The following is a 26955-nucleotide window of genomic DNA, read 5'->3' as shown; positions in this document are numbered from 1 at the left end:
GGCACCCGCGGCCCATGACTGTCGATCACACCCAAGCGCCGGTTCTGGAAGCCCTGACCGACTACCACCGCCGGGGACAGCTGTCCTTCACGCCGCCGGGACACAAGCAGGCCCGCGGGGCCGACCCGGAGGTGCGGGAGGTGCTGGGTGACGCGGTCTTCCTCGGGGACGTGCTGGCGTCGGGCGGTCTGGACGACCGGCTGACCCGGGGGCGGGTGCTGGACCGGGCCGAGGAGCTGATGGCCGACGCCGTCCACGCCGACCACACCTTCTTCACCACGTGCGGGAGTTCCCTGTCCGTGAAGGCGGCGATGCTGGCTGTCGCGGGTCCGCACGAGAAGCTGCTGATCGGGCGGGACGCGCACAAGTCGGTGGTGTCCGGGCTGATCCTGTCGGGGATCGAGCCGGTCTGGATCGAACCCCGGTGGGACGCCGAACGCCACCTGGCGCACCCGCCGTCGGCCGCGGAGTACGAGCGGGCCTTCGAAGCCCACCCCGACGCGAAGGGCGCCCTGGTCACCAGCCCGACGCCGTACGGCAGTTGCGCGTCCCTCGCGGACATCGCCGAGGTCTGCCACCGCCGTTCGGTCCCGCTGATCGTCGACGAGGCGTGGGGCGCGCACCTGCCCTTCCATCCCGATCTGCCGTCCTGGGCCATGGACGCGGGCGCCGACATCTGCGTGACCAGCATCCACAAGATGGGCAGCGGTCTCGAGCAGGGGTCCGTCTTCCATCTGCAGGGCGATCTCGTACCGCCGGACCTGCTGAAGATGCGCGCCGACCTGCTGGGCACCACCAGCCCCTCGGTACTGCTGTACGCCGGTCTGGACGGCTGGCGGCGGCAGATGGCCCTGCGGGGCAAGGAGTTGATGGGCGGGGCGCTCGAACTCGTGACCCGGGTCCGTGCCGCGATCGAGGAGATCGACGGGATGCACGTCAACGGTCGCGACGACTTCTGCGGGCCCGGCCTGGCGGACGACTTCGACCCGCTGCCCGGCGTCATCGACCTGGACGGGCTCGGGATCACCGGGTTCCAGGCGGCGGACTGGCTGCGCGAGCACCGGCACATCGATGCCCACCTCACGGACCACCGGCGGATCGGGATGCAGATCACCCATGGCGACGACGAGGGGACGACCGGCGAGTTGCTCGCGGCGCTCAGGGATCTCGCCCGGGCCGCACCGGAGTTGGACCCGGCCCCGCGGGTGGAGGTCCCGCCGCCCGCCGAGCTGCGGATGGAGCAGGCGAGGCTTCCCCGGGACGCCTTCTTCGGCCCTGCGGAGAACGTGCCGGTCACCGAGGCCGCCGGGCGGATCGCGGCCGAGATGATCACGCCGTACCCGCCGGGGATCCCCGCCGTACTGCCCGGTGAGCTGCTGACCGAGCCCGTACTGGCGTATCTGCGGACCGGGCTGGCCGCGGGCATGAACCTGCCCGACCCCGCCGACGCCGAGCTGCAGACGATCAGGGTGGTCAACGCGTCCGCCGAGTGAAACGGGTCACGCACCCCGGATCCGATTGCGCGAAATCTCCCTGGATGGTTTACGGTTCATTCATACGTGGTGACGGGGTTGACCCACCGTCCTCCGACACCACCTCTTACTGCCCTGGCTGGTCTCCCCCGTCCAGCCAGGGCTTTTTTCTGCCCGGCGCGGATCCTCGCCTCCGCCGAGGTGCCCCGGACGGCCGCAGCCGCTGAAATGGGGCGTAGGCACAACACCGGAATCCATCGCCGGCGAGGAGCCCCGCGTCATGACCAAAGCGATAAAACTGCTGACCGCACTGCCGCAGCCGCAGCGCCAGAGCCTGATGACGCTCGCCAAGGAGGTCTCCTTCCCCGAGGACTCCCACATCTTCGAGGCGGGCGGTACGGCCGACCGCTTCTGGGTCATCCGCTCCGGAGCGGTCTCGCTGACCCAGCAGGTGACCAGCCACCACCGGGTCACCGTCGCCACACTCGGCTCGGGCGACCTGCTCGGCTGGTCCTGGCTGTTCCCGCCGTACCGGTGGGACTTCGGCGCGGAGGCCTTCAGTCCGGTGCGGGCCCACGAGTTCGACGCGGCGGCGGTGCTCCGGCTGTGCGAGGAGGACCGGCAGCTCGGCATGATCCTGGTCCGCAGCGTCGCCGAGATCCTCGCCCACCGCCTGGAGACGACCCGGGGCAAGCTGATGGACCAGTACGGCTCCCACCGCAGGAGCGGTCTGTAGGCCTCGGACGCGGTAGCGCCCTCAGACGCGGTAGCGGCGCAGTGCCGGCACGGCGAAGGCCAGCAGCAGCATGACGGCGACGACCAGGACACCGCCGCCGGCGACCGCGGCGCGGGCGCCGAAGACCGAGCCGGCACTGCCGTGCAGGACGTCGGCGAGGCGGGGGCCGCCCGCGACGACGACGGTGAAGACGCCCTGCATCCGGCCGCGCATCTCGTCGGTGGCGGCGGAGAGCAGGATCGCCCCGCGGAAGACCATCGAGACCATGTCGGCGATTCCGGCCACGGCCAGGAACACCACGGCGAGCCACAGACTCCCGCTCAGCCCGAACCCGGTGATGGCCACGCCCCAGGCGACGACCGCGCCGATGACCATCCAGCCGTGTCGGCGCACGCGCGAGAACGTGCCGGAGAACAGCCCGCCGACCACCGCGCCGATCGGGATCGCGGCGAACAGCAGACCCAGCGCGAGCCCTTCGCCGTACGGGGCGTAGGTCTCGGAGGCGAGCTGCGGGAACAGGGCCCGGGGCATGCCGAAGACCATGGCGATGATGTCGGCGAGGAAGCTCAGCAGCAGCACCTTGTGCGCGGAGATGTACCGGAAGCCCTCGGCGATCTCGCGTACGCCGGCCCGGCGTACCGTCGAGCCGGCCAGCGGTGGCAGGGAGGGCAGCCGGTACACCGCCCACACCGTGACGCACAGCGCCAGGGCGTCGAGGAGATACAGCTCCGGCAGGCCGATCACCGGGATCAGGACACCCGCGAGCAGCGGGCCCATCACCTGGCCGGTCTGCATGACGGTCGAGCCGAGGGCGTTGGCCGCGGGGAGCTGGTCCTTGGGCACCAGACGGGCGATGGAGGCGTTGCGGGCAGGGGAGTTGAGGCCCCAGAACGCCTGCTGCACCGCGAGCAGGACCATCAGGGCCGCCACCGAGTCGAGTCCGCTCACGGCCTGGAGCCAGAACAGGACCGAGGTGACGGCGATGCCGCTGTTGGTGATCAGGAGGAGCTTGCGGCGGTCCATGGTGTCGGCGACCGCTCCGCCCCACAGCGCGAACACGATCAGCGGCAGCAGTCCGGCCATGCTCGCGGCGCCGACCCAGGCCGAGGAGCCGGTGATGTCGTAGATCTGCTTCGGCACCGCGACGGCGGTGAGCTGGCTGCCGACGGCCGTGACGATGGTCGAACTCCACAGCCGGCGATAGGCCGGGATGCGCAGCGGACGGGTGTCCATCCCCCAGCGACGCCAGCCCCGCCGGGGTGGGGGTGCCTCGTCCGGGGCCGGTGTCCTGGGTTCGGTGCTGCTCTCGCCGGTGTCCACGCGCTTCCTGGTTGCTCGTTACATCCAACGGGTCCGGGGTTCACTATCGCAGCACCCCCCAGGAGTCCGGGACGCGGTATCTCAGCGGGTGGACCCGGCCGTTGACTACGTCATGCTCCGGCCACCAGCGTGGCGCCGAGGGCGATCATCGTCGCGGCGACCAGTCCGTCGAGCATCCGCCAGGCGGTCGGCCTGGCGAGGAAGCGGCTGAGCAGCCGGGCCCCGAAACCGAGGGCGGCGAACCAGCACAGGCTGGCGAGTACGGCCCCGAGCCCGAAGGTCCAGCGCAGCGGGCCGCGGTCGGCGGCCACGGAACCGAGCAGGAACACGGTGTCGAGGTAGACGTGCGGGTTGAGCCAGGTCATCGCCAGACAGGTCAGCACCGCCCGCCGCCGTGAGCCCGTGGCCTCGCCCTCGGCCCGCAGACCCGACTGGCCGGGCCTGAGGACCCGGCGGGCGGCGAGGGCGCCGTAGCAGAGCAGGAATCCGCCGCCGATCCAGCCGACCAGGGTCAGCGCGCCCGGCCAGGCGACCACGACGGCGCCGACACCGCCGACGCCCAGAGCGATGAGGAGGGCGTCGGACAGGGCGCAGATGCCGACGACGGCGAGGACCGCGTCGCGGCGGATCCCCTGGCGCAGCACGAAGGCGTTCTGGGCGCCGATGGCGACGATGAGCGAGAGGCCGGTGCCGAAACCTGCGGCAGCGGCGGACAGAGAAGCGGGCATGGCTTCGACGGTACGGAGACGATCACTGCACGTACAGCTAAAGATTCTTACGTATCATTAGTTGTCGTGATGGTGTCGTGATGATGACCGAGCTTCCTCTGGATCAGGTCCGGACACTGCTCGCGGTGGTCGACGAGGGCACGTTCGACGCGGCGGCGGCCGCTCTCCATGTGACGCCTTCGGCGGTGAGCCAGCGGGTGAAGGCGCTGGAGCAGCGCACGGGGCGGGTGCTGCTGGTGCGCACGAAACCGGTGCGGCCGACCGAGTCGGGCGAGATCGTGGTGCGGTTGGCCCGCCAGTTGGCCCGCCTCGAGCGGGACGCGCTCGCCGAGCTGGGCCTGCCCGGCGAGGGGGAGGTGACCCGGGTGTCGGTCGCGGTGAACGCGGACTCCCTGGCGACCTGGTTCCTGGGAGCACTAGGGCGGGTTCCGGAGCGGGAGCGGCTGTGTTTCGAGCTCCGGCGCGAGGACGAGACCCGTACGGCGGAGCTGCTGCGGGAGGGACTGGTGATGGCGGCGGTGACGTCTTCTCCCGAGGCCGTGGCGGGATGCTCCGTGCGGGCACTGGGGCGGATGCGGTATCTGGCGGCGGCGAGCCCCGGATTCGTGTCGCGACATCTCGAGGGGTCCTCGCTGGAGGGGCTCACGGAGGCGCCGGTGGTGACGTTCGACCGCAGTGACGACATTCAGAACGGGTTCCTGCGGGAGCTCGGCCGGGGCGGGGCGAGCCGGGTGCGGCACGCGGTGCCCACCTCGGAGGGGTTCGTGGAGGCCGTCACGCTGGGGCTGGGGTGGGGGATGGTGCCCGAGGTACAGGCGGATCCGCTGCTGCGGACCGGCCGGTTGGTCTCGCTGGCGCCGGACCGGCCGGTCGACGTTCCGCTGTACTGGCAGCAGTGGAAGCTGGACTCGCCGGCCCTGGCCGCGGTGGCCGAGGCCGTGACGGCGGCCGCCTCAGAAACCCTTCGCTGACACTGCCGACCCTTGACGGGTACTGCCCGCCTGCCTCTCCACACTGTCCAGAAGCATGTCCAGCGCCGTCGGGTACGCGCTGGTGACCATGCGGGTGGCCAGGAGAGGTGCCGCCTCCGCGAGGCGGGGGTAACGGTCGCCGGGCAGGTGGGCGTACGTCGAGCGCCACTTGTCCTCGTCGGCGTCCAGCGCCGCGCTCGGGAGGGCCAGGGAGGCCGCGTCCAGGGCCGCGAAGGCCAGCGTCTGGTCGATGAAGGCGTGGTAGATCCGCACGGTGTCCGCGAGAGGGAGGCCCGCCCCGCGCAGGATGTCCAGGACCGCCTCGTCCGCGGCCAGTTCGTTGGCCCGGCCGGTGACCCTGCTGGTCGTCAGGCACGGCGGCCTGGGGGTGGGACACGTACGCCCCGTGGATGCGCAGGCCCACCTCGCGCAGGCCGTGCCGCCACTCCCCCGTCGGCGCCCAGCCCTGCAGCGCCTGGCCGATCAGGGCGTCGCGGATGGCCAGCGTCAGGTCGTCCATGCCGCGGAAGTAGCGGTAGAGCGTGCTCGGGTCGGCGTCCAGGGCCAGGCCCAGGCGGCGGGCGGTGAGGCCGGCGCTGCCGTGTTCGCGGAGCATGCGCAGGGCCGTCTCAACGATCAGCCGCTCGGACAGCACGGTCCCGCTCCTGGTGGGCCTGCGCCGACGGCGTCTGTCCTCGGGCACCACGGGCTTCGGCACGGCTGCCTCCAGGCACCCCAGTCTTTATGCCAACGCCATTGACCTTATGCGAGGGCACGGCGTTGTATCTCCGCCAGGGGCCCCCGCATCTGCGACCTCGACCCGTCAGGAAGTGTTTGTCATGCGTGTACTGCTCGTGGGCGCCGGGGGCGTCGGCACCGCCATCACCCGGATCGCCGCCCGGCGGCCCTTCTTCGACGCCATGGTCGTCGCCGACTACGACCCGGCCCGTGCCGAGGCCGCGGTGGCCGCGCTCGGCGACCGGTCCGGCCGGTTCCGTGCCGAGCGCGTGGACGCGAGCGACGAGTCGGCCGTGACCGCCCTGCTGGAACGGCACGCCTGCGACGTCCTCCTCAACGCCACCGACCCGCGGTTCGTGATGCCCCTGTTCCGGGCGGCGCGCTCCGCCGGGGCGACCTATGTCGACATGGCGATGTCCCTGTCCCGTCCGCATCCCGAGCGGCCGTACGAGGAGTGCGGGGTCAAGCTCGGCGACGAGCAGTTCGCGCAGGCCGAGGAGTGGGAGAAGGCGGGTGCGCTGGCCCTGGTCGGCATGGGCGTGGAGCCCGGCCTGTCGGACGTCTTCGCCCGGTACGCGGCCGACGAGCTCTTCGACGAGATCGAGGAGATCGGTGTCCGCGACGGTGCGAACCTCACCGTCGCCGGTTACGACTTCGCCCCTTCCTTCAGCATCTGGACCACCATCGAGGAGTGCCTCAACCCTCCCGTCGTCTACGAGGCCGATCGCGGTTGGTTCACGACGGAGCCCTTCAGCGAGCCGGAGGTCTTCGACTTCCCCGAGGGCATCGGTCCGGTCGAGTGCGTGAACGTGGAGCACGAGGAGGTGCTGCTCGTCCCCCGCTGGGTCGGCGCCCGCCGCGTCACCTTCAAGTACGGCCTGGGCCGCGAGTTCATCGAGACGCTGAGGACACTGCACCTGCTGGGCCTGGACCGCACCGATCCGGTGACCGTGCCCGGTCCCGCGGGCCCGGTCGCGGTCTCGCCGCGGGACGTCGTGGCCGCGTGTCTGCCCGACCCGGCGACCCTGGGCGACCGGATGCACGGCAAGACCTGTGCGGGCACCTGGGTGAAGGGCGTCAAGGACGGGGCGCCGCGCGAGGTGTACATCTACGACGTGGTCGACAACCAGTGGTCCATGGCGGAGTACGGCTGTCAGGCCGTGGTGTGGCAGACCGCCGTGAACCCGGTCGTCGCCCTCGAACTCCTCGCCACCGGCGCCTGGACGGGCGCGGGTGTCCTCGGTCCCGAGGCGTTCGCGGCCCGTCCCTTCCTGGATCTGCTGACCGCGTACGGCTCTCCGTGGGGCGTCCGGGAGCAGTGACCGGACGCGTCCCACGAGACCCGGTTGTTTCACCGCGCATCGACAGGTCACCCGAAAGCGAGTAAATGCATGCACGAGGGCACGTACGACTTCGATCGCAGGTGACTTTTGATGGACAACTGGCGAACCCATGCCGCGTGCCGCCGCGAAGACCCGGACCTCTTCTTCCCGATCGGCACCACGGGCCCCGCACTGGTCCAGACGGAACAGGCCAAGTCCGTCTGCCGACGCTGCCCCGTCCAGGAGCAGTGTCTTCAGTGGGCCCTGGACACGGGGCAGAGCATCGGCGTCTGGGGCGGCACCAGCGAGACGGAACGCCGCTCGCTCGCCCGCCGCGCGGCCGCCGCGCGGAGAAGGTCGGGCTGATCGGGTCCGTTCAGCGCGGGTCCACCGACCGGGCTCGGCAGACGCAAGGACCGCGTCGACCGGGCCCGGTCCACTCATGGGCGGCTGACCGGGCCCGGTCGATGTAAGGGCGGACCACCGGGCACGGCCAGGGCGTAGGCCAACCACCGCGCAGGGCCAGTGCAAAGGCCAGCGACCGGGCCTGGCCTACGCAAAGGCTGGCGACCGGGCCTGGCCAACGCAAAGCCCGACCACCAGGCCCGGTCAACACACAGGGCGCCGACCTGCCCCGGCCAACACACAGCCCGATCACCAGGCCCGCTCAACACACAGGCCACCTACCAGACCCGGTCAACCACAGGTCGGCGACCAGGCCCGGTCAGCGGCCCGTGCGGCGCAGTGGGCCCCAAGGATTCTCCTGCCCGTCCACCGCGCTCCGTGCCTCGTCGATCACCTGGTCGTCGATCCAGCACATCGGGCGCACGTCCGCGACGAGCGGCTCGTTGTCCGGCCCCCGGCCCCGCTCTCGCCCCTGGAGGACCCAGGGGCGTACACCGAGGCCTTTTTCGTGCGGCAGGTGGGAGTAGTCGTACAGCCGCCGGGCCACCCACAGCTGCACGGGCCGGCCCTGCCACCAGTCCTCGACGTCGAGCGGGTTCGCCGACAGTCCCGGCAGGGACAGACCGGTGAGTTCGTCGGTGCTGGACGCTCGGGCCAGATCCACCTCGGGACCGCGCGACCAGCGGACGTACAGCCGCTCGTGCCGTTCGGTCAGGGCCGCGAGTTCAGCGAGTGTCCGCACCACCGGCATCCCGTCCGCCACGGTCATGACCCGACCTCCCTTTCTCTCCGCGGGCATACGGGGTACCCGCACGCCACGTGGGGAATCAGCCGTCCGGCGAGGGCGCAGGACCGCCAAGCATCCGCAGGGTGAAGACACTGCCGGTGCCGGGCTCGCTCGCCGCCCCGACCGTTCCGCCGTGGGCCGCGACCAGGTGGCGGACGATGGGCAGGCCCAGGCCCGAGCCGCCGGTACGACGGCTGCGGGACTTCTCCGCGCGCCAGAACCGGTCGAAGACGTGCGGCAGGTCCTCGGAGGAGATGCCGGTACCGGTGTCGGCGACCTCCAGGACGATGTCGTCGCCGTCCCGGCGCCCGGTCAGGGTGACCGTCCCCCCGGCCGGGGTGTGGCGCAGCGCGTTGGAGACCAGGTTGCCGAGCGCCTGCCGCATCCGGACCGGATCGGCGTCCAGCCAGGGCTCACCCTCGACGTCGGTGCGCAGTGCGACCCGGGCCGCGTCGGCGGCGACGCGGTGGGCCGCGGCGACCTGCTGGAGGAGTTCGTCGCAGCGCACCGGCTCCCGGTGCAGGCGCAGGGTGCCGGCGTCGGCGTCCGCGAGGTCCTGGAGGTCGTCGATGACGCGCTGGAGGACGAGGGCCTCGTCGTGCAGGGAGGCGAGCAGGACGGGGTCGGGCTCGACGACACCGTCCCGGGTGACCTCCAGCCAGCCGCGGATGTTGGTGAGCGGGCTGCGCAGTTCGTGGGCGATGTCGCTGACCATCGCCTTGCGCTGGGCCTCCAGGCGCTCGCGGCGCTCGGTCAGGTCGTTGAAGGCGACGGCGAGGATGCCGGTCTCGTCCCGGGTGGTGACGGGAACGCGCACATGGAGCTCGGGCGGCTGCTGGGCGGCCGCGGTGAGCGCGCGCAGCGGCCGCACCAGCCGGGTGGCGACCAGGGCGGTCGCGGCGACGGTGACGGCGAGCACGAGACCCGCGGTGCCGACGACCTTGGCCTTGTTGGCCGGGGACATGTCGAACAGCACCGCGGGGGTGTCCCCGGTGCCGAGGAAGAGTTCCGCCGCCGGTGCCACATAGGGGTCGAGCTGGGTACGGCGGGCCTCGTCGAGGCAGGGCTGGACCGCACGCGCCTCCTTGGTGCCGAGCTTGCTGCCCAGGGGGTCGCGCGAGTCCAGCCCGGCCGGTGCGCTCCCCAGCAGCACGGCCATCGCGGGGTCCAGCCCGGCCTTGGTCAGGCAGGCGCGGGCGAGCGCCTTCACCGCCTTCAGCGCCTTGTCCTCCGTCGGAGTGGGCGTGTTGAGCAGCCCGTCGGCGCAGGCGTCGGGCACATAGTCGGGCTGGGAGCCGGAGTCCGCGTCGGTGAGGACCGTCCGCCCGCTCGGCGTACGGCTCAGGCGGGTCTGCACACCGGACCGGGAGAAGCAGAGCTGCCGCTTGCGGGCGAGGGCGGCGACCTTGACGCGCTCCGCCTCGGTGAGCCGGTACGGGCCCACCGCTCGCGGGTCGATGCCGGGGATCTGGGCGCCGCGCTCACTGTAGGTGTCGGTGTGCAGCGGGTCGACGGCGGCGGCCGCGCTCGGGGGCAGGGAGGTGCCGGGCGGCGCGGAGTCGGCGATGACCCGGCGGTCCGAGGCGGTCAGGGCGATACGACGGCCGGTCCTCGCCGACAGCTCCCGCACGGTTGCGGCCGCTTTCGTCCAGTCGGGGTGGGTCGCCGCGTATCCGCTGAGCTCGGCGAGGACGTCCATGTCGTCGGCGAGCGCCTGCCCCTGTTCCTCGCGCAGGGCCTGGGTGGTGGTGGCCACGGCCAGCCAGGCCGTCGCGGCCACCGAGCACACGGCGATGAGCCCGGACGTGATGAGCAGGCGGACCAGCAGCCGTTTGTGCAGCGGTATGCGAGGGCGCAGAGGTGTCTGTTCCGGTGTCGTCCGGGCACTCATCCGCGGCCGCCGCTGAGCTTGTAGCCCACGCCGAACACCGTCAGCAGTCGCACCGGGCGGCGCGGATCGGCCTCGATCTTGCGGCGCAGGTTCATGATGTGCACGTCCACGGCCCGTTCGGTGGAGGCCCGGTCGGTGCCCCGCGTGACCTCCAGCAACTGGCGCCGTGAGAAGACCCGTTCGGGTTCGGCGGCCATGGCCAGCAGGATCTCGAACTCGGCCGGCGTGCACTCCACCGGCGCCCCGTCGCACCGCACCTCGTGCCGTACGGGATCGACGGCGAGGCCCGCGGCGCGGACGGCAGGGTCCTCGCGCCGGTCGGACACGGCACCCCGTCCGCTGCGTCTGAGGACGGTCCGGATGCGGGCCATCAGCTCGCGCGGGCTGTACGGCTTGGTGATGTAGTCGTCGGCGCCCAGTTCCAGGCCCAGCAGGACGTCGTCCTCGTCGGACCGTGCGGTGAGCATCACGACGGGGATGTCCGCGTCGCGGCGCAGCACCCGGCACACCCCGAATCCGTCGATCACCGGCAGCATGAGGTCCAGGACGACGAGGTCGGGGGCGACCCGCCGGGCCGCGTCCAGGGCGGCCCGCCCGTCGTGGACCACGGTGGCGGTGTGGCCCTCCGCGAGCAGGGACCGCCGTATGAGTTCGGCCTGCATCTCGTCGTCCTCGGCGACCAGCACATGTGCGCACACCTGGCGGATCCTAAGCGCTCAGCGGTTCAGGGACTCGGCGTCGCCCATGACGACGACAGGGTGGCGATCCGGGTCCAGGGCCAGGAGCAGCTCCTTCATGTGCTCCTCGGCGATGCTGACGCAGCCGTGCGTGGGCCCGCCGTGGTCCACGTGCAGCCATATCCCGCCGCCGCGGCCGGCGCCCAGCGGTCGTGTCCAGTCCAGGGGTGAAGTGCCGGGCTGCCGGTTGTAGTTGATGGCGATCACGTAGTCGAAGGACCCGGCCAGCGGCTCGCCCTCGAAGCCCGTGCCGGGCGAGGTGAAGCCGACCCCGCGGTCGTACGTCAGCTTGGTGCCGGGGTCCTTCAGCAGTCCTCCGGCGTCCGTGAGGGTGTACACGCCGATCGGTGAGCGCAGGTCGCCGGCCAGGTGGTGGTCGGTCCAGCCCTTGAGGGCGTTGTGCGCGGGCCACTTGGCGCCGGCCCGCCAGCCGGCCGCGGTGCGCTCGTAGAGCACCACGGTGGAGGCCGAGGAGTCGCGGCCCCGCCCGGTGACCACGACGGCCTGCCGGGCGGCGGCCGGCACCTTCGCCCACGTCTTCGGGCCGAGGCCCGGTATCTGCTGGGGAGCGACCTCGACGGAGATCTCCGGCGCGGGAGTGGTCCTCGAAGGCTCCCCGGACGGCGTGGGCATGCCGTCCGTACTCGCCACGGCACCGCCGCCGCATCCGGTGAGAAGCACGGATGCGGCCAGCAGTGCGACATGGGTTCTGCGTGTGATCATGGAACGACTCTGGCCGACACTTGTAAGGAACTGGTCAGGTTCTAGGACTGGTTCGGCTTGCCCGCCGCGTAGAGCCAGGTCTGGAACAGTGCGTCCAGGTTCTTGCCCGACACCCGCTCCGCGAGGCGCTCGAACTGCGCGGTGGTGCCATGGCCGGCGCGGTGTCCGGTTGCCCAGGCGCGCAGGATCAGGAAGAACGCCCGGTCGCCGACGGCCGTGCGCAGGACCTGCAGGGTCATGGCGCCGCGGGCGTAGACGGGGGTGCCGAAGATGTTGCCGCCGCTGCCGGGGTTGCCGGGCGGGTACTCCCACAGGTCGTCGCTCGCGGGCTTGGCGTAGAGATCGTCGAAGGTCTTCTGCGCGCTGTCGCCGCCGTGCTGCTCGGCGTAGAGCCACTCCGCGTAGGTCGCGAAGCCCTCGTTGAGCCAGATGTCCTTCCAGGAGGTGAGCGAGACGGAGTCGCCGAACCACTGGTGGGCGTTCTCATGGACGAGGGTGCTCAGGTCGGGCGCGCGGTCGTAGACGGGACGGGACTGGGTCTCCAGCGCGTAGCCCACGTTCGGAGCGTGGTCGACGATCGACCCGGCGGCCCGGAAGGGGTAGGGCCCGAACAGCTTGCTCTCCCACTCCAGGACGGAGGGCAGCTTCTTGAGCACGGGTGCCGCGGCGGCGCCCTCGCGCGGGTCGACGGCGTTGTAGACGCGGATGCCGTTCCTGGTGGTGAACTGCTCCACCGTGAACTTCCCGACGGTCGCGGTGGCCAGGTAGGCGGCCATGGGCTCGCTCTGGCGCCAGCGGAACGTGGTCTTCCCGTGCGTGGTCCGCCGGGAGACAAGCAGGCCGTTGGCGACCGCGGTGCGCCCCTGGGGGACGGTGATCGTGAAGTCGTACGACGACTTGTCGGTGGGGTGGTTGTTCGCCGGGAACCAGGTCATCGCGCCCTGCGGTTCGCCTGCGACGAAAGCTCCGTCGTCGGTCGGTATCCAGCCGTCGAGCGAGCCGTCCGGGTCGGTGACGGGGCCGGGCTTCCCCTTGTACGTCACGGTGATGGTGAAGCGTTCCCCCTTGCGCAGAGCGCGCTGCGGGGTGACGACGAGTTCCTGTCCGGAGCGGCGGAAGCCCGCTTTGGAGCGGCCGACGGTCAGGCCGGTGACGGTCAGTCCCTTGAAGTCGAGGTCGAGCCGGGTCAGACGCTGGGTGGCGCGGGCGGAGAGGACCGCCTTGCCGTCGAGGTGACCGCTGCCGGGGTCGTAACGGAGTGTCAGGTCGTAGTGGCCGACGTGGTATCCGCCGTTTCCGGCGAGCGGGAAGTACGGGTCTCCCGCCCCGGACGAGCCCGTCGGCGAAGGCGCGGCGGCCCCCAGCAGAGCGGTGAGTGCGAGGGGGGTGGTGGCGAGGACGAAGGTGCGTCTGACGGCCTTCGGCACCTGCTCTCCTACAGGTCGGGGGGTGGCCAAAGCTTCACCCTAAAGGCCCCCTCCCCCGCAACTCTCCCCTGATCAGGTCAAGTCGCGCCGGACTGCGCAGTACGCTCCCGACGCCGTCACCCCTTCGTCGAGAGGCCGCCCGTGAGCGTGCGCATCCGCCGTGTCTACGAACCTCCCGAGCCCGAGGACGGCGTCCGCGTCCTGGTCGACCGGCTGTGGCCGCGCGGCCTGTCCAAGGAGGCGGCCCGCGTCGACGAGTGGCCCAAGGCGCTCACCCCGTCGACCGAACTGCGCCGCTGGTACCACGCGGGCGAGGGCTCGTACGAGGAGTTCGCCGAGCGGTACGAGGCGGAGCTGTCCGGGAGTTGGCGGGCCGGGGCGACGTGACCCTGCTGACCGCGTCGAAGACGCCGGAGCAGAGCCACGCCGCGGTGCTGGTGCGCCTGTTGAACACCGGGGACTCCTAGCCGACCTGCTTGGCCGCCGCCCGCCCCGCCGCGCGTCCCGAGAAGAGGCAGCCGCCGAGGAAGGTGCCCTCCAGCGCGTTGTAGCCGTGGACGCCGCCGCCGCCGAAGCCGGCGACCTCGCCCGCCGCGTACAGCCCTTCGAGGGGTTTGCCGTCGGTGCCCAGGGCGCGGGAGTCGAGGTCGGTCTGGATGCCGCCGAGGGTCTTGCGGGTCAGGATGTGCAGCTTGACGCCGATCAGGGGTCCTGCGGCCGGGTCGAGGAGGCGGTGCGGGGTGGCGACCCGGCTCAGGCGGTCGCCGATGTAGCGGCGGGCGTTGCGGATGCCCTGCACTTGGGCGTCCTTGCTGTAGGAGTTGGCGATCTGGAGGTCGCGGGCCTCGATCTGGCGGCGGAGCGAGGCGGCGTCCAGGAGGGGCTTGTCGGTGAGCCCGTTCATCTTCTCGACGAGCTGCTCCAGGTTCGGGGCGCTCACGAAGTCCGCGCCCTTGCGCAGGAACGCGTCCACCGGTCCGGGCGCGCCCTTGCCGAGGAGGCGCTCCTTGAGGAAGCCCACGCGGTCCTTGGCGGTGATGTCGGGGTTCTGCTCGGAGCCCGAGAGCGCGAACTCCTTCTCGATGATCTTCTGGGTGAGGATGAACCAGGAGTGGTCGTGCTCCGCGATGTCCTCGGTGGTGCGCAGGTGCTCAAGGGTGCCGAGGGTGTCGTAGCCGGGCAGGTACGGCTCGGGCAGCCGGCGGCCGAGGGCGTCGAACCACATGGAGGACGGGCCGGCCAGGATGCGGATGCCGTGGCCGGGCCAGATCGGGTCCCAGTTCTGGATGCCCTCGGTGTAGTGCCACATGCGGTCGCGGTTGACCAGGCGGACGCCCGCGTCCGCGCTGATGTCGAGCATCCGGCCGTCGACGTAGGCGGGGACCCCGCTGATCATCTCGGCGGGCGGGGTGCCGAGCCGCTCGGGCCAGTAGCGGCGGACGATGTCGTGGTTGGCGCCGATGCCGCCGGTAGTGACGACGACGGCGTGGGCGGTGAGCTCGAAGTCGCCGATCCGGTCCCGGTTGGAGGCGACACCGCGCGCGGAGTTGTCCTCGGCAAGGACCGTGCCGCGCACCCCGCGGGCAGCCCCCTCCTCGACGACCAGTTCGTCGACCTGGTGGCGGTGGTAGAAGGTCAGCAGTCCGTCCCGCGCGGCCTGCTTGGCGTATCCGACGAAGGGCTCGACCACTCCGGTGCCGGTGCCCCAGGCGATATGGAAGCGGGGCACGGAGTTGCCGTGTCCGTGGGCGGTGAGGTCGCCGCGCTCGGGCCAGCCCACGGTGGGCAGGAACTTGATGCCGTGCCCCTCCAGCCAGGACCGCTTCTCGCCCGCCGCGAACTCGACGTAGGCGCGCGCCCAGCGCACCGCCCAGGAGTCCTCGTCCTCGACGCGGTCGAACTGCGCGCTGCCCTGCCAGTCGCTCCAGGCAAGGTCGAAGGAGTCCTTGATGCCGAGGCGGCGCTGCTCCGGGGAGTCGACCAGGAAGAGCCCGCCGAAGGACCAGAAGGCCTGGCCGCCGAGATTGGCGGCGTTCTCCTGGTCGACCAGCGCGACCCTTTTGCCGCGGCTGGTGAGCTCGTGCGCGGCGACCAGGCCCGCGAGCCCCGCTCCGACGACGATGACGTCTGCATCCATGGCGACCGTCTCTTCCCTCATGCGGTGGTGTCGCTGCCGTCGGTGAGCAGCGCGGTGAGCAGTTGCTTGAGCCAGACACGGGCGCGCTCGACGTCCGCGTCCAGCAGCAGTTGGACGGTGACCCCGTCGTACGCGGCGACCACGGCGTGGGCGGCGCCCTCGACGTCGACCAGCACGGCGGGCAGCTCGGCGTGTCCACGCGCGCGTGCCAGCCGGTCGGCGACGGCGCGCCTGAGCCGGGCCCGGTGTTCGAGCAGGGTCCGGGCGACCTCGGGCGTGCGGGCGGCGTACACCAGGAAGTCGGTCTTGACGAGGAGCCAGTCCCGGTCCAGGAGCAGCACCTCGGTGACGCGGTCGACGGCGGCCGGTACGTCGAGGCCGGGTCCGTCGAGAGCGAGGGCCCCGGCGACCTGGTCCGCGATCAGGTCGGCGCGCTGCCGGTAGAGCGCGAAGAAGAGCTCGTCGAGGCTGTCGAAGTTCGAGTAGAAGGCGCCCCGGCTGTATCCGGCGGCCTCGCAGACCTCCTCGATCGACACCCGTCCGAAGCCCTTGGCGGCGAACACCGCGAAGGCCGCGTCCAGGAGGTTGGCACGCGTGCGGACCCGGCGCCTGGTCACACGCCTGGTCGTCTCCTCCACCGCCATGTCGGCCCTCCGTTCGATACAGGAATGTATCCGATACAGCGATGTATCGAAAGGTCGAACCTTTCGACAGATCCCCCTTCTCAATGGAACATATTTTCGATTAGGGAGTACGCTGGATCCATGACCGCGCACCTCCAGGGCTCCCTCTTCGACCAGACCGACCAGCTCCGGCTCGGCCCGCTCGACGGGATCCGCCGTACCGAGCTGGCCTTCGGCGCCTGGATCGACGTACTGCCCGGCTGGCTCGGCGGCTCGGACGCCCTGTTCGAAGAGCTGGCCACCGAGGTTCCCTGGCGTGCCGAGCGCCGCAAGATGTACGACCACGTCGTCGACGTCCCGCGTCTGCTCGCCTTCTACGGCGTGGACGACGCGCTGCCGCATCCCGTGCTCACCGAGGCCCGCGAGGCGCTCACCGCGCACTACGCCGACGAGCTCGGCGAGCCGTTCACCACGGCGGGGCTCTGTTACTACCGCGACGGCCGGGACAGCGTCGCCTGGCACGGCGACCGGGGCGGGCGAGGGGGCAGCCACGACACCATGGTCGCGATCCTCTCCGTGGGCGCCCCGCGCGACCTCGTACTGCGGCCGGCGCACGGCCACGCGGAGACGGTCCGGCGGCCGCTGGGCCACGGCGACCTGATCGTGATGGGCGGCTCCTGTCAGCGCACTTGGGAGCACGCCGTACCGAAGTCCACGCGCGCGACAGGACCGCGCATCAGCATCCAGTTCCGCCCGCACGGCGTGCACTGAGACAGAGAGGCGGCTGCCCCGGCTGCACGCGTGGGCTGCCTCCGGCGGACGGCGCCGGAGGCAGCCTGTCACCACGGAAGTTGACCGCTGGAGGACCGGTACCCGCCGCTCCGGATCGCCTGAGCGTCTGCTTTGCTGTGTGCCGTCGGGCAGGGACTCACCGGGTGGGGCGATCATGAGCGCAGGCGTGCAGCAAGTCGCGGACGGCACCTACCTGGTGCACGGCAGCAACACCAACTGGGTGATCCTGACCGAGGGGAGCTCGGCGACGCTCGTGGACACCGGCTACCCCGGGGACCGGGAGCAGGTGCTCGCCTCCCTCGCCGAGGTGGGGAGCGCACCGGAGGCGGTGACCGCCGTGCTCATCACGCACGCCCACAACGACCACCTCGGGTCCGCCGAGTACCTGCGCTCCGCCTACGGCACGCCGGTCTATCTGCACGAGGCCGAAGTGCCGCACGCGCGGCGGGAGTTCCTGCACCAGGTCTCCGTCGGCACGGTCCTGAAGAACGGCTGGCGGCCCGGTGTGCTGCCGTGGGCGGTGCACGCGATCCGGGTGGGCGGCACGGCCCATGTGCCGGTCGCCTCCCCGCAGCCGTTCCCGGCCGCGGGCGCCCTCGATCTGCCGGGCCGCCCCGTGCCCGTGTTCACGCCGGGCCACACCGACGGGCACTGCGCCTTCCACCTCCCCGAGCGCGGTGTGGTGATCTCGGGCGACGGCCTGGTGAGCGGTCACCCCACCTCGCGGGTGAAGGGGCCCCAGCTGCTGCCGGACATGTTCCACCACGAGCGCGCGCGTGCCGTGGCGTCACTGGACGTGTTCACGGAACTGGAGGGCGAGGTGCTGCTGCCGGGGCACGGGCCGGTGCACCGCGGTCCGGTCCGTGAAGCGGCACTTCAGGCCAAAGGCCGCGCGCTCTAAGGTGAGGTGACGATCACCGACCAGGCGAGGACAGAGCACGATGGCACTGCAGATCAGCGCGACGAATCCGGAGCATCCCGCGCTCCTGCTCGAACTGCCGTGGCACCTGCCGCTGGAGCAGTGGCCGGAGGAGGTCCTGGTCCCGCTGCCGCGCGGCATATCCCGCCACGTGGTCCGCTACGCCCGCGCCGGTGACGAGGTCATCGCCGTGAAGGAGCTCGCCGAGCGCCCGGCGCTGCGCGAGTACGAGCTGCTGCGCGACCTGGACCGGCTCGGCATCCCCGCCGTCGACCCGCTCGCCGTGGTCACCGGGCGCACCGACGCCGAGGAGGCCCCGCTGGAGCCGGTGCTGGTCACCCGGCATCTGGGCGGCTCGATGCCGTACCGCTCGATGTTCGAGACCACCATGCGGCCCGCCACCATGCACCGCCTGATGGACGCCCTGGCCGTCCTCCTGGTACGGCTGCACCTGGCCGGGTTCGCCTGGGGCGACTGCTCCCTGTCCAACACCCTGTTCCGGCGCGACGCGGGCGCCTACGCCGCCTACCTCGTCGACGCCGAGACCGGCGACCTGCATCCGCAGCTCAGCCCCGGGCAGCGGGACTACGACCTCGACCTCGCCCGCGTGAACATCAGCGGCGAACTGCTCGACCTGGAGGCCTCCGGGGCGCTGCACCCCTCGGTGGACGCGATCGAGTTCGGCATGGAGATCTGCTCGCGCTACGGCAGCCTGTGGGAGGAACTGACCCGCAGGTCCGTCTACCCGGCGGGCAAGTACCACTACATCGAGCGCCGGATACGCCGGCTCAACGACCTCGGTTTCGACGTGGCCGAGATGCAGATCGAGCACGCGCCGAACGGCGACGAGGTCACGTTCGTCCCGAAGGTCGTGGACGCCGGTCACCACCAGCGTCAGCTCCTGCGCCTGACGGGCCTGGACGCCGAGGAGAACCAGGCCCGGCGGCTGCTGAACGACCTGGAGAGCTGGATGGCCACCCAGGAGGACTACGCTCCGGGCGATCCGCTCGGCGCCCGCCCGGAGGTGCTCGCCCACCGCTGGGTGCGGGACGTCTTCCGGCCCACGGTGCGGGCCGTGCCGCTGGAGATGCGCGGGTCGATGGACCCGGCCGAGATCTACCACGAGCTCCTCGAGCACCGCTGGTACCTGTCGGAGCGGGCCCAGCACGACATCGGCCTGGACACGGCGGTGGACGACTACATCACGAACATCCTCCCCAAGGCGCGGGAGACGCTCCAGCCCACTCCGGCCACCGCCGACTGACCTCAGGCGTGCGGCACCACGGCCACCGGGCAGTCCGCGTGGTGCAGCACGCCGTGCGCGACCGAGCCGATCCGGGCACCCACGGCGGTACGACGGGCCCGACGGCCCACGACCATCAGCTGAGCCCGGGCGGTCATCGACAGCAGCACCTCGCCCGCGCTGCCCATCTCCACGTGCTCGGCGACCGGCACGTCCGGGAAGCGCTCCCGCCACGGCTGGAGCGCCGAGGCCAGGGCCTTCTTCTCGTACGGCTCCAGCCCGCCGGCCTCGTCGAGGAGCTTCAGCGAACCCGGGCTGTACGCGAACACCGGCGGCAGCGTCCAGGCCCGTACGGCACGCACGGCCGCTCCCCGTGCCGCCGCCGTCTCGAAGGCGAACCTCAGGACCTCGGCGCTGTCCTCCGGGTCCCCCTCCTGGCCCACCACGATCTCGCGCCCGGAGACCTCCGCGGTGGCCTGGTCCCCGGCACGCACCAGGATCACGGGGCGCGTCGCCTCGGCGATCACCTGCTGGCCCACCGAGCCCAGCAGGAAGCCCACCACCGGACCGTGCCCGCGGGAGCCCAGGACCAGCGACTCGGAGTCGGCGGCCGCCGCGATCAGCACGTCGACGCTGCCGCCCTCCACCAGGTCGGTGTCCACGTCGAGCCCGATGTGCCGCCCGGTGACGGTCCGGACAGCCTCGGCCATGGCCTCCCGCGCCCAGCCCGCCTGGGTGTCGCGGTCCCCCGCGTCGATCCCCTCGTACGGCTGGAACCGCCACGCGTGCACCACCCGGAGGGCCACGCCGCGCCGGACGGCCTCTCGCGCGGCCCAGCCCAGCGCGGCAAGGCTCTCCTCGGTTCCGTCGATCCCTGCGGTGATCGGGCGGGTCATGCGGGGGCCTCCCTCAAATTGCGGTGACGTCGGAGCCCAGTCTTCACTACGCTGCCGAAATGACCTTGGAATGGGAACAAGTCATCGTGGATGCCGCCGACCCCGCCGCCCTCGGGCGCTGGTGGGCCGAGGCGCTGGGCTGGGTGGTGGTCGAGGACTCCCCCGACGAGTTCGAGATCCGCCCCGAGAAGGACCGGTTGCCGGGGCTGCTCTTCGTGCCGGTGCCGGAGCCGAAGACCGTCAAGAACCGGCTGCATCTGGACTTCCGGCCGGACGACCGGGACGCCGAGGTCACCCGCCTCCTCGCCCTGGGCGCGCGGCACACGGACATCGGGCAGGGCGAGCAGTCCTGGGTGACTCTCGTGGACCCCGAGGGCAACGAGTTCTGTGTGCTGGGGCAGCGCCGAGCCTGACACCGGCAGGGTCAGGGACGCCTGCGCACAGCGGGGCGATCGAACATACGATGGGCGGGACCGGGCCGGTGACCACGGGGGGCGCCGTGCCCTGACCGACCGCTCGGGGTGGGAGACGTATGGCACAGGCCGCCGAATCGGCGCGGACCGTCATCCTGACCGTGGACGACGACCCGGGGGTCTCCCGTGCCGTCGCCCGCGATCTGCGGCGGCGCTACGGCGAGTCGTACCGGATCGTGCGCGCGGAGTCCGGCGAGTCCGCGCTGGAGGCGCTGCGGGAACTGAAGCTGCGCGGTGACCTCGTGGCGGTGATCCTGGCCGACTACCGCATGCCGCAGATGAACGGCATCGAGTTCCTCGAACAGGCCCTGGACGTGTATCCGGGCGCCCGCCGTGTGCTGCTGACGGCGTACGCGGACACCAGCGCGGCGATCGACGCGATCAACGTCGTCGACCTCGACCACTACCTCCTCAAGCCCTGGGACCCGCCCGAGGAGAAGCTCTACCCGGTCCTCGACGACCTCCTGGAGGCGTGGCGCAGCAGCGACTACCGGCCCGTGCCCGCCACCAAGGTGATCGGACACCGCTGGTCGGCGCGCTCCTCGGACGTGCGGGAGTTCCTGGCCCGCAACCAGGTGCCGTACCGCTGGTACTCCACGGACGAGCCCGAGGGGCAGCGGCTGCTGGCCGCCGCGGGGCAGGACGGGCAGCGGCTGCCGGTGGTGATCACCCCGGACGGCACTCCCCTGGTCAAGCCCGAGGCACCCGACCTGGCCGCCCACGTGGGTCTCGCCACGACGCCGACCGCCGACTTCTACGACCTCGTCGTCATCGGCGGCGGCCCGGCGGGGCTCGGCGCGGCGGTGTACGGGGCCTCGGAGGGGCTGCGGACCGTGCTCGTGGAGCGCTCGGCGACCGGCGGGCAGGCCGGCCAGAGCTCACGGATCGAGAACTACCTGGGGTTCCCGGACGGTGTGTCGGGCGCCCAGCTCACCGACCGGGCCCGGCGACAGGCGACGAAGTTCGGCGCGGAGATCCTCACCGCCCGTGAGGTGGCGGGGCTGGAGGTCAACGGCGCGGCCCGCACCGTGCGGTTCTCGGACGGGTCGGCGGTGGCCGCGCACAGCGTGATCCTGGCGACCGGTGTGTCGTACCGGCAGCTGGAGGCGCCGGGCTGCACGGACCTGACCGGGTGCGGGGTGTACTACGGCTCGGCGCTGACCGAGGCGGCCTCCTGCCAGGGGCAGGACATCTACATCGTCGGCGGCGCCAACTCCGCGGGACAGGCGGCCATGTACCTGTCCCGGGGTGCCAAGTCGGTGACCCTGCTGGTGCGCGGCCCCGATCTCTCCGCGTCGATGTCGCACTATCTGATCCAGCAGATCGAGGAGGCTCCCAACATCTCGGTCCGCGCGCGTACCGTCGTCGAGGCCGCGCACGGCTCCGACCATCTGGAGCAGCTGACCCTGCGCGACACCGAGACCGGTGAGACCGAACTGGTCGACGCACAATGGATGTTCGTGTTCATCGGCGCGGCCCCGCTGACCAGTTGGCTGGACGGCACGGTGCTGCGGGACGAGCACGGTTTCATCCTGGCAGGGCCCGACCTCACCCCGGACGGACGGCCGCCGGCGGACTGGGAGCTGGACCGGCCGCCGTACCACCTGGAGACCAACATTCCGGGCGTGTTCGTCGCGGGCGACGCGCGCGCCGAGTCCGCGAAGCGGGTCGCGTCCGCCGTCGGAGAGGGAGCCATGGCCGTGATGCTCGTCCACCGGTACCTGGAGCAGTCATGAGCGGGCAGCTGATGCCGTGCAGCCCCGGGGAGATCGGGTCGCTGTTCCTGTTCGAGAAGCTCTCCCCCGAGCAATTGGGGCAGTTGTGCGCCGCGGGGCGGGTCGAGAAGTTCGAGCCGGGTCCGGTGTACACCGAGGGTGAGCCCGCCACCTGCTTCTACGTGATGATCGAGGGCACGGTCGTGCTCTCGCGCCGGGTCGGCGGCGACGACGTGGAGATCAACCGCACCTCCCAGAGCGGGGTGTACGCGGGATCCATGCAGGCGTACCTCGGTGACCGGGTGCAGCAGACCTACAACGGCTCCATGCGGGTCACCGAGCCCTCGCGGTTCTTCGTGCTGCCCGCGGAGACGTTCTCGGCCTTCATGCAGGAGTGGTTCCCGATGGCGGTCCATCTGCTGGAGGGGCTGTTCTTCGGTTCGAAGAACACCCAGCGGGCCATCGGACAACGTGAACGGCTGCTGGCGCTCGGCTCGTTGTCCGCCGGTCTCACGCACGAGCTCAACAACCCGGCCGCGGCCGCCGTACGGGCCACGGCGACGCTGCGCGAGCGGGTCGGCAAGATGCGGCACAAGCTCGCCGTCATCGCGCAGGGCTCCTACAGCCCCGAGGTGATGGCGAACCTCATCGACATCCAGGAGCGCACGGCCGAACGGGTCGCCAAGGCGCCGACGTTGAGCCCGCTGGAGGCCTCCGACCGGGAGGACGCGCTCAGCGACTGGCTCGACGACCACGGCATCCAGGAGGGCTGGCGGATCGCGCCCACCTTCGTGCAGGCCGGCCTCGACGCCGACTGGCTGGACCAGATCGCGGCGGCCGTGGACGAGGAGATCCTGCCGAACGCGATCGGCTGGCTCAACTACACCGTCGAGACCGAGCTGTTGATGGACGAGATCAACGACTCCACGAACCGGATCTCCCATCTCGTCGACGCGGCCAAGCAGTACTCCCAGCTGGACCGGGCGCCCTTCCAGGTGGCCGACGTGCACGAACTCCTCGACAGCACGCTGCTGATGCTGTCCGGGAAGATCGGGCAGCAGATCAAGGTCGTCAAGGACTACGACCGGACACTGCCGCGGATCCCGGCCTACCCGGCCGAGCTCAACCAGGTATGGACCAACCTGATCGACAACGCGGTGCAGGCCATCAACAGCGCCGGCGGGGAAGGGACGTTGACCGTCCGGACCGCGCTCGAACACGACCGGCTGCTGGTGGAGTTCCGGGACACCGGGCCCGGGGTGCCGCCGGACATCCGCGGGCGGATCTTCGATCCCTTCTTCACCACCAAGCCGGTGGGTGAGGGGACGGGGCTCGGGCTCGACATCTCCTGGCGGATCGTGGTCAACAAGCACCACGGGACGCTGCAGGTGGAGTCGTCGCCGGGCGACACCCGCTTCCAGGTGCTGCTTCCCCTGACCGCCGTGGACAACGACACGACCGAGGAGCCGGAATGACCGACGTCAAGGGCATCGACCCGAGCGTGCCGCCCAGCGGGGACGGGTGCGTGGAGTGCGATGCGTCGGGTGGCTGGTGGTTCCATCTGCGGCGGTGTGCGCAGTGCGGGCACGTGGGGTGCTGTGACTCCTCGCCCGGGCAGCACGCGACGGGGCACTTCCGGGACTCGGGGCATCCTCTGGTGCGGAGTTTCGAGCCGGGTGAGGAGTGGTTCTGGAACTTCGAGACGAACGAGATGTTCGAGGCGGGGCCGGAATTGGCGGGGCCGGTGAGTCATCCGGAATCGCAGCCGGCGCCGGGCCCTGCGGGGCGGGTGCCGGCGGATTGGGCTCGGACATTGCGCAGGTGAGCTCGGGGCTACCTGTCTGATGGCGGCTGCGGGTTGATGGTGGCTGGTCGCGCAGTTCCCCGCGCCCCTTGGTCGTCACCGCGCCCTCGGATCAAATGCGCTGTCAGTGTCGCGTGCCAGGATGTATGCGTGTCGCAGATCTCCATCAGTACTCCACTCATCGGGCGGGAAGACGAGCTCGACCGGCTTTCCGCCGTGCTGGAGCGTGCCCGCGGCGGGGAAGCTCGGGCGGTGCTCGTCGCCGGGGACGCCGGGGTCGGCAAGACACGGTTGCTGGACGAGGTCACGGGGCGGGCCGCGGCGGCCGGGATGACCGTGCTCACCGGGCACTGTGTCGATCTCGGTGATGTCGGGTTGCCGTATCTGCCGTTCACCGAGGTCCTGGGAGCGCTCGCGCAGGACGAGCGGTTCGCCGGTGTTCTGGCCGGCTACCCCGTGGTGGAGCGGCTGTTGGGCGGCGGCTCTGCCGGGGACTCCGGTGGGCGGCTTCGGCTGTTCGAGGGGATCGCCGGGCTGCTGGCCGATCTCTCGGACGTCGCTCCCCTGCTGCTGGTGCTGGAGGATCTGCACTGGGCCGATCAGTCGTCCCGGGATCTGCTGCGGTTCCTGCTCAGCCGGGGCATCCTCCAGCGGTCGGCAGGTGGGGCGCCCACGCATCGGCTGGCCGTTCTCGCTTCGTACCGGGCGGACGATCTGCACCGGCGTCATCCGCTGCGGCCACTGCTCGCCGAACTCGTGCGGCTGCCCGCCGTCGAGCGGCTGGAGTTGCGGCCGATGGCCGACGGGGAGGTGGCCCGGCTGGTGCGGGCCCTGCGCGAGCGGCCGCTGCCGGACACCACCGTGCGGCGGATCGTCGAGCGGGCCGAGGGCAACGCCTTCTACGCCGAGGAGCTGCTCGCCGCCACGGGGAGTGGCGAGGGCGGAGTGCCCAGTGGGCTCGCCGATGTGCTGCTGATCCGGTTCGAGCAGCTGTCCGACACCGCTCAGCAGGTGCTGCGCACCGCCGCAGTGGCCGGGCGGCGCGTCGAGCACGACCTGCTGCGGGATGCCGTACGACTGCCCGAGGAGGAGCTGGAAGCGGCCCTGCGCGAGGCCATCGGGCGCCAGCTGCTGGTGTCCGGCGAGCAGGACACGTACGCGTTCCGGCACGCCCTCGCCCGTGAGGCGGTGTACGGCGATCTGCTGCCGGGTGAGCGGGCGCGGCTGCACGGGGCGTTCGCCCGGCTGCTCGACGGGCGCGGGCGCCGGGCCGAGAGCGCGGCGGAGCGGGCCCATCACTACCGCGAGAGCCATGACCTCGCCCCCGCGCTCGCCGCCTCCCTGGAAGCCGCGGACCACGCCCAGCGGGTGGGAGCGCCCGCCGAGGAGCTACGGCATCTGGAAGCGGCCCTCGACCTGTGGTCCGCGGTGGAGCCGTCCGCGCGGCCCGCTGCCGAGGGGGTCGACCGGGTACGGCTGATGCTGCGGGCCTCGGCGGCGGCCGCGCACGCCGGCGAACTGCACCGGGCGGTCTCCCTCACCCGCGCCGCGCTCGCCGGTGTCGGCCAGGAGGCGGACTCCGAACTCGCCGCCCGGGTGCGCTACACCCTCGCCGGGAACCTGATGAGCGTCGACAACCTCACCGCGGCCTTCGCCTACAGCAGCGAGGCGCTCGCCATGATCCCCGCCGATCCCCCGTCCCGTACCTGGGTGTGGGCCGCGGCCACCCATGTGATGGCGGCCCGGCACGTCGGGGAGAACGAGGTCGCGCTGCGGGTCGCCCGGCAGGCCCTCGGCATCTCCGAGCAGTTGGGCGTGCCGGACGCCCAGGCGGATCTGCTGATCTCCCTGGCCGTCCTGGAAGGCGGCGGCCGCCGCACCAAGGCGGGGCGGGAGCGGTTGCGGCAGGCCCGCGAACTGGCCCGGAGTGCGGGCAGCACGCCCGTGGAGATGCGCGCGCTGTTCAATCTCGCCGTCGGCTGCTTCGAGTCCGGGCACCTCGACGAGTGTCTGCCCTGGCTCACAGAGGGCCTGGACCGCGCCCGTCGCGCCGGGCTGCTGTCGTCGCCGTATCCGATGGAGATGCGCTATCTGCACCTGCTGGTGCTGTACACGCTGGGCCGCTGGGACGACTGTGTCCGCGCGGCGCACGCCGATGCCGAGGTGCTGCCCGCGGCCGGTGGGTACACGATGGCGCCCGCACTGTACGTCGGACTGGCACGCGGCGACCGCAGGGCCGCCGACCGCGCCCGGGCGCTGCTGGAGGGGCCGTTCGACTGGATGGCCACACTCGTCGCGGGCATCGCGCTGACCGACGCGGCGGCGCTGCGGGGCGATGCGGAGGACGCCGTGGAGCGGATGCGGTCCACCGTCGCGGCGCTGACCGACGACACGGGCGCGCTCCCGCACGTCACTGTCCGGCTGGCCACCCTCGCCCTGTCCGCGGTCGCCGACCGGGCCGACGATCTGCGCCGCAAAGGGGACCCGGCCGGGGCGCATCGCTGGGCGGAGACCGCGACCGAGCTGGTCGAACTGGCCAGGACCACCGCCGCGCACGGCGAGCGCGGGATACCGCAGGGCCCGGAGGGACAGGCCTGGCTGGCGCGGGCCGAGGCGGAGTGGACACGGGCCGCTTCGGGACCGGATGCAGAGGCCTGGGCTAAGGCGGTCGCCGCGTTCGGCTTCGGTGACGTGTACGAACCGGCGCGCTGCCGGCTGCGGTACGCCGAGGCGCTGCTCGCCGCCGACCGGCGTGAGGAGGCCGCGGCCGAGGCCCGTGCGGCTCGTGAGGTGTTCGCCCGGCTCGGTGCCACGGTCCTGCTGCAGCAGGTGGACGAGTTGATGCGGCGCGGCAGGCTGACGGAGGCCCCGCCCACCGCGTCGCCGCTCACGGCCCGCGAGCAGGACGTGCTGCGGCTGCTCGCCCGGGGGCGGAGCAACCGCCAGATCGGCGAGGAGCTGTTCATCACCGGCAAGACGGCCAGTGTGCACGTGTCCAACATCCTGGCCAAGCTGGGCGCGGCGAGCCGCACCGAGGCCGTGGCCGTCGCCTACCGCGAGGGGCTGATCGTCCCGGAGACGACGGTCCACGACTGA

General features: G+C 71.7%; 23 protein-coding genes and 2 pseudogenes. 14 read left to right on the top strand and 11 right to left on the bottom strand.

Going from position 1 to position 26955, the window contains the following annotated elements; all coding sequences use genetic code 11:
• Positions 1-14: 14 nt before the first annotated feature.
• Together ACGFWE_RS24465 and ACGFWE_RS24460 are read left to right on the top strand one after the other, a co-directional pair.
• Positions 15-1493 (top strand): aminotransferase class I/II-fold pyridoxal phosphate-dependent enzyme, encoded by a 1479-nt coding sequence (locus tag ACGFWE_RS24465; RefSeq protein WP_393601705.1) that lies wholly within the window; start codon positions 15-17, stop codon positions 1491-1493.
• A 259-nt stretch (positions 1494-1752) separates the two neighbouring features.
• A complete protein-coding gene (locus ACGFWE_RS24460) occupies positions 1753-2208 on the top strand; it encodes a cyclic nucleotide-binding domain-containing protein (RefSeq protein ID WP_352385860.1) in 456 nt (151 codons plus the stop codon).
• Positions 2209-2229: 21 nt separating this feature from the next.
• On the opposite strand, the gene ACGFWE_RS24455 is transcribed toward ACGFWE_RS24460, so the two are convergent.
• A complete protein-coding gene (locus ACGFWE_RS24455) occupies positions 2230-3528 on the bottom strand; it encodes an MFS transporter (RefSeq protein ID WP_393601703.1) in 1299 nt (432 codons plus the stop codon).
• Positions 3529-3638: 110 nt separating this feature from the next.
• Positions 3639-4256 carry a LysE/ArgO family amino acid transporter gene (locus tag ACGFWE_RS24450; RefSeq protein ID WP_393601701.1) on the bottom strand — a complete coding sequence of 206 codons (618 nt, stop codon included), beginning with the start codon at positions 4254-4256 and terminating at the stop codon, positions 3639-3641.
• 80 nt (positions 4257-4336) lie between these two features.
• Here ACGFWE_RS24450 and ACGFWE_RS24445 point away from each other — a divergent pair, with 80 nt between their 5' ends.
• Positions 4337-5227: a LysR family transcriptional regulator ArgP gene (locus ACGFWE_RS24445; protein ID WP_393601699.1), complete on the top strand. Its 891-nt coding sequence runs from the start codon at positions 4337-4339 to the stop codon at positions 5225-5227.
• Here the strand turns inward: ACGFWE_RS24445 and ACGFWE_RS24440 are convergent.
• Positions 5210-5945, bottom strand: a pseudogene (locus tag ACGFWE_RS24440) (TetR/AcrR family transcriptional regulator). The gene ACGFWE_RS24445 and the pseudogene ACGFWE_RS24440 overlap by 18 nt on opposite strands.
• A gap of 121 nt (positions 5946-6066) precedes the next feature.
• Here ACGFWE_RS24440 and ACGFWE_RS24435 point away from each other — a divergent pair.
• Entirely contained in the window at positions 6067-7287 is a 1221-nt protein-coding gene (locus tag ACGFWE_RS24435; protein WP_393601697.1) for a saccharopine dehydrogenase family protein, read from the top strand.
• 111 nt (positions 7288-7398) lie between these two features.
• Positions 7399-7653 carry a WhiB family transcriptional regulator gene (locus ACGFWE_RS24430; RefSeq protein WP_352385870.1) on the top strand — a complete coding sequence of 85 codons (255 nt, stop codon included), beginning with the start codon at positions 7399-7401 and terminating at the stop codon, positions 7651-7653.
• Positions 7654-8011: 358 nt separating this feature from the next.
• On the opposite strand, the gene ACGFWE_RS24425 is transcribed toward ACGFWE_RS24430, so the two are convergent.
• Genes ACGFWE_RS24425 through ACGFWE_RS24405 form a run of 5 tightly spaced genes read right to left on the bottom strand, consistent with a single transcriptional unit; the run spans position 8012 to position 13257 of the window.
• The gene (locus tag ACGFWE_RS24425; RefSeq protein ID WP_352385872.1) at positions 8012-8461 is read right to left on the bottom strand and encodes a DUF6098 family protein; all 450 of its coding nucleotides are present in this window, start codon (positions 8459-8461) and stop codon (positions 8012-8014) included.
• Positions 8462-8519: 58 nt separating this feature from the next.
• The gene (locus ACGFWE_RS24420) at positions 8520-10370 is read right to left on the bottom strand and encodes a sensor histidine kinase (protein WP_393601694.1); all 1851 of its coding nucleotides are present in this window, start codon (positions 10368-10370) and stop codon (positions 8520-8522) included.
• Complete coding sequence (locus ACGFWE_RS24415; protein ID WP_393601692.1) at positions 10367-11068, bottom strand: response regulator; 702 nt, start codon at positions 11066-11068, stop codon at positions 10367-10369. Before ACGFWE_RS24415 ends, ACGFWE_RS24420 begins: the two co-directional genes overlap by 4 nt.
• A gap of 18 nt (positions 11069-11086) precedes the next feature.
• Positions 11087-11830, bottom strand: a complete 744-nt coding sequence (locus ACGFWE_RS24410) for a L,D-transpeptidase family protein (RefSeq protein ID WP_393601690.1) — start codon at positions 11828-11830, stop codon at positions 11087-11089.
• A gap of 41 nt (positions 11831-11871) precedes the next feature.
• Positions 11872-13257, bottom strand: coding sequence for a M1 family metallopeptidase (locus ACGFWE_RS24405; protein ID WP_352385880.1), 1386 nt, complete (start codon positions 13255-13257; stop codon positions 11872-11874).
• A gap of 141 nt (positions 13258-13398) precedes the next feature.
• On the opposite strand from ACGFWE_RS24405, the pseudogene ACGFWE_RS24400 reads away from it, so the two are divergent.
• A pseudogene (locus ACGFWE_RS24400) lies at positions 13399-13724 on the top strand (DUF488 domain-containing protein).
• On the opposite strand, the gene ACGFWE_RS24395 reads toward ACGFWE_RS24400, so the two are convergent.
• Both ACGFWE_RS24395 and ACGFWE_RS24390 read right to left on the bottom strand, forming a co-directional pair.
• Complete coding sequence (locus tag ACGFWE_RS24395; RefSeq protein ID WP_393601688.1) at positions 13721-15394, bottom strand: FAD-binding dehydrogenase; 1674 nt, start codon at positions 15392-15394, stop codon at positions 13721-13723. The pseudogene ACGFWE_RS24400 and the gene ACGFWE_RS24395 sit on opposite strands and share 4 nt — an antisense overlap.
• Before the next feature lie 17 nt (positions 15395-15411).
• Complete coding sequence (locus ACGFWE_RS24390; RefSeq protein WP_352385886.1) at positions 15412-16038, bottom strand: TetR/AcrR family transcriptional regulator; 627 nt, start codon at positions 16036-16038, stop codon at positions 15412-15414.
• 120 nt (positions 16039-16158) lie between these two features.
• On the opposite strand from ACGFWE_RS24390, the gene ACGFWE_RS24385 reads away from it, so the two are divergent.
• The 3 genes from ACGFWE_RS24385 (at position 16159) to ACGFWE_RS24375 (ending at position 18992) form a co-directional block, all read left to right on the top strand.
• On the top strand, positions 16159-16788 hold the full coding sequence (locus ACGFWE_RS24385) for an alpha-ketoglutarate-dependent dioxygenase AlkB (RefSeq protein ID WP_352385888.1): 630 nt from the start codon (positions 16159-16161) through the stop codon (positions 16786-16788).
• Positions 16789-16963: 175 nt separating this feature from the next.
• Positions 16964-17710, top strand: coding sequence for an MBL fold metallo-hydrolase (locus ACGFWE_RS24380; RefSeq protein ID WP_393601686.1), 747 nt, complete (start codon positions 16964-16966; stop codon positions 17708-17710).
• A gap of 40 nt (positions 17711-17750) precedes the next feature.
• Positions 17751-18992, top strand: a complete 1242-nt coding sequence (locus ACGFWE_RS24375) for a DUF4032 domain-containing protein (RefSeq protein ID WP_352385892.1) — start codon at positions 17751-17753, stop codon at positions 18990-18992.
• Between the two features lie 2 nt (positions 18993-18994).
• On the opposite strand, the gene ACGFWE_RS24370 is transcribed toward ACGFWE_RS24375, so the two are convergent.
• Positions 18995-19867: a universal stress protein gene (locus tag ACGFWE_RS24370; protein WP_352385894.1), complete on the bottom strand. Its 873-nt coding sequence runs from the start codon at positions 19865-19867 to the stop codon at positions 18995-18997.
• A 59-nt stretch (positions 19868-19926) separates the two neighbouring features.
• On the opposite strand from ACGFWE_RS24370, the gene ACGFWE_RS24365 reads away from it, so the two are divergent.
• The 5 genes from ACGFWE_RS24365 (at position 19927) to ACGFWE_RS24345 (ending at position 26955) form a co-directional block, all read left to right on the top strand.
• The gene (locus ACGFWE_RS24365) at positions 19927-20280 is read left to right on the top strand and encodes a VOC family protein (protein WP_352385896.1); all 354 of its coding nucleotides are present in this window, start codon (positions 19927-19929) and stop codon (positions 20278-20280) included.
• Positions 20281-20399: 119 nt separating this feature from the next.
• On the top strand, positions 20400-22076 hold the full coding sequence (locus ACGFWE_RS24360) for an FAD-dependent oxidoreductase (protein ID WP_393601683.1): 1677 nt from the start codon (positions 20400-20402) through the stop codon (positions 22074-22076).
• Positions 22073-23530: an ATP-binding protein gene (locus ACGFWE_RS24355; protein ID WP_393601681.1), complete on the top strand. Its 1458-nt coding sequence runs from the start codon at positions 22073-22075 to the stop codon at positions 23528-23530. The genes ACGFWE_RS24360 and ACGFWE_RS24355 overlap by 4 nt, the downstream gene beginning before the upstream one ends.
• Positions 23527-23880 (top strand): UBP-type zinc finger domain-containing protein, encoded by a 354-nt coding sequence (locus ACGFWE_RS24350; protein WP_352385902.1) that lies wholly within the window; start codon positions 23527-23529, stop codon positions 23878-23880. The genes ACGFWE_RS24355 and ACGFWE_RS24350 overlap by 4 nt, the downstream gene beginning before the upstream one ends.
• 129 nt (positions 23881-24009) lie before the next feature.
• Positions 24010-26955: a helix-turn-helix transcriptional regulator gene (locus ACGFWE_RS24345; protein ID WP_393601679.1), complete on the top strand. Its 2946-nt coding sequence runs from the start codon at positions 24010-24012 to the stop codon at positions 26953-26955.

Origin of the sequence: Streptomyces sp. NPDC048523, from assembly GCF_043199815.1 — a bacterium.
Classification (GTDB): Bacteria; Actinomycetota; Actinomycetes; order Streptomycetales; family Streptomycetaceae; genus Streptomyces.
The sequence above is the reverse complement of the archived record's forward strand: the minus strand, read 5'-3'. Positions and strand labels throughout refer to the sequence as shown.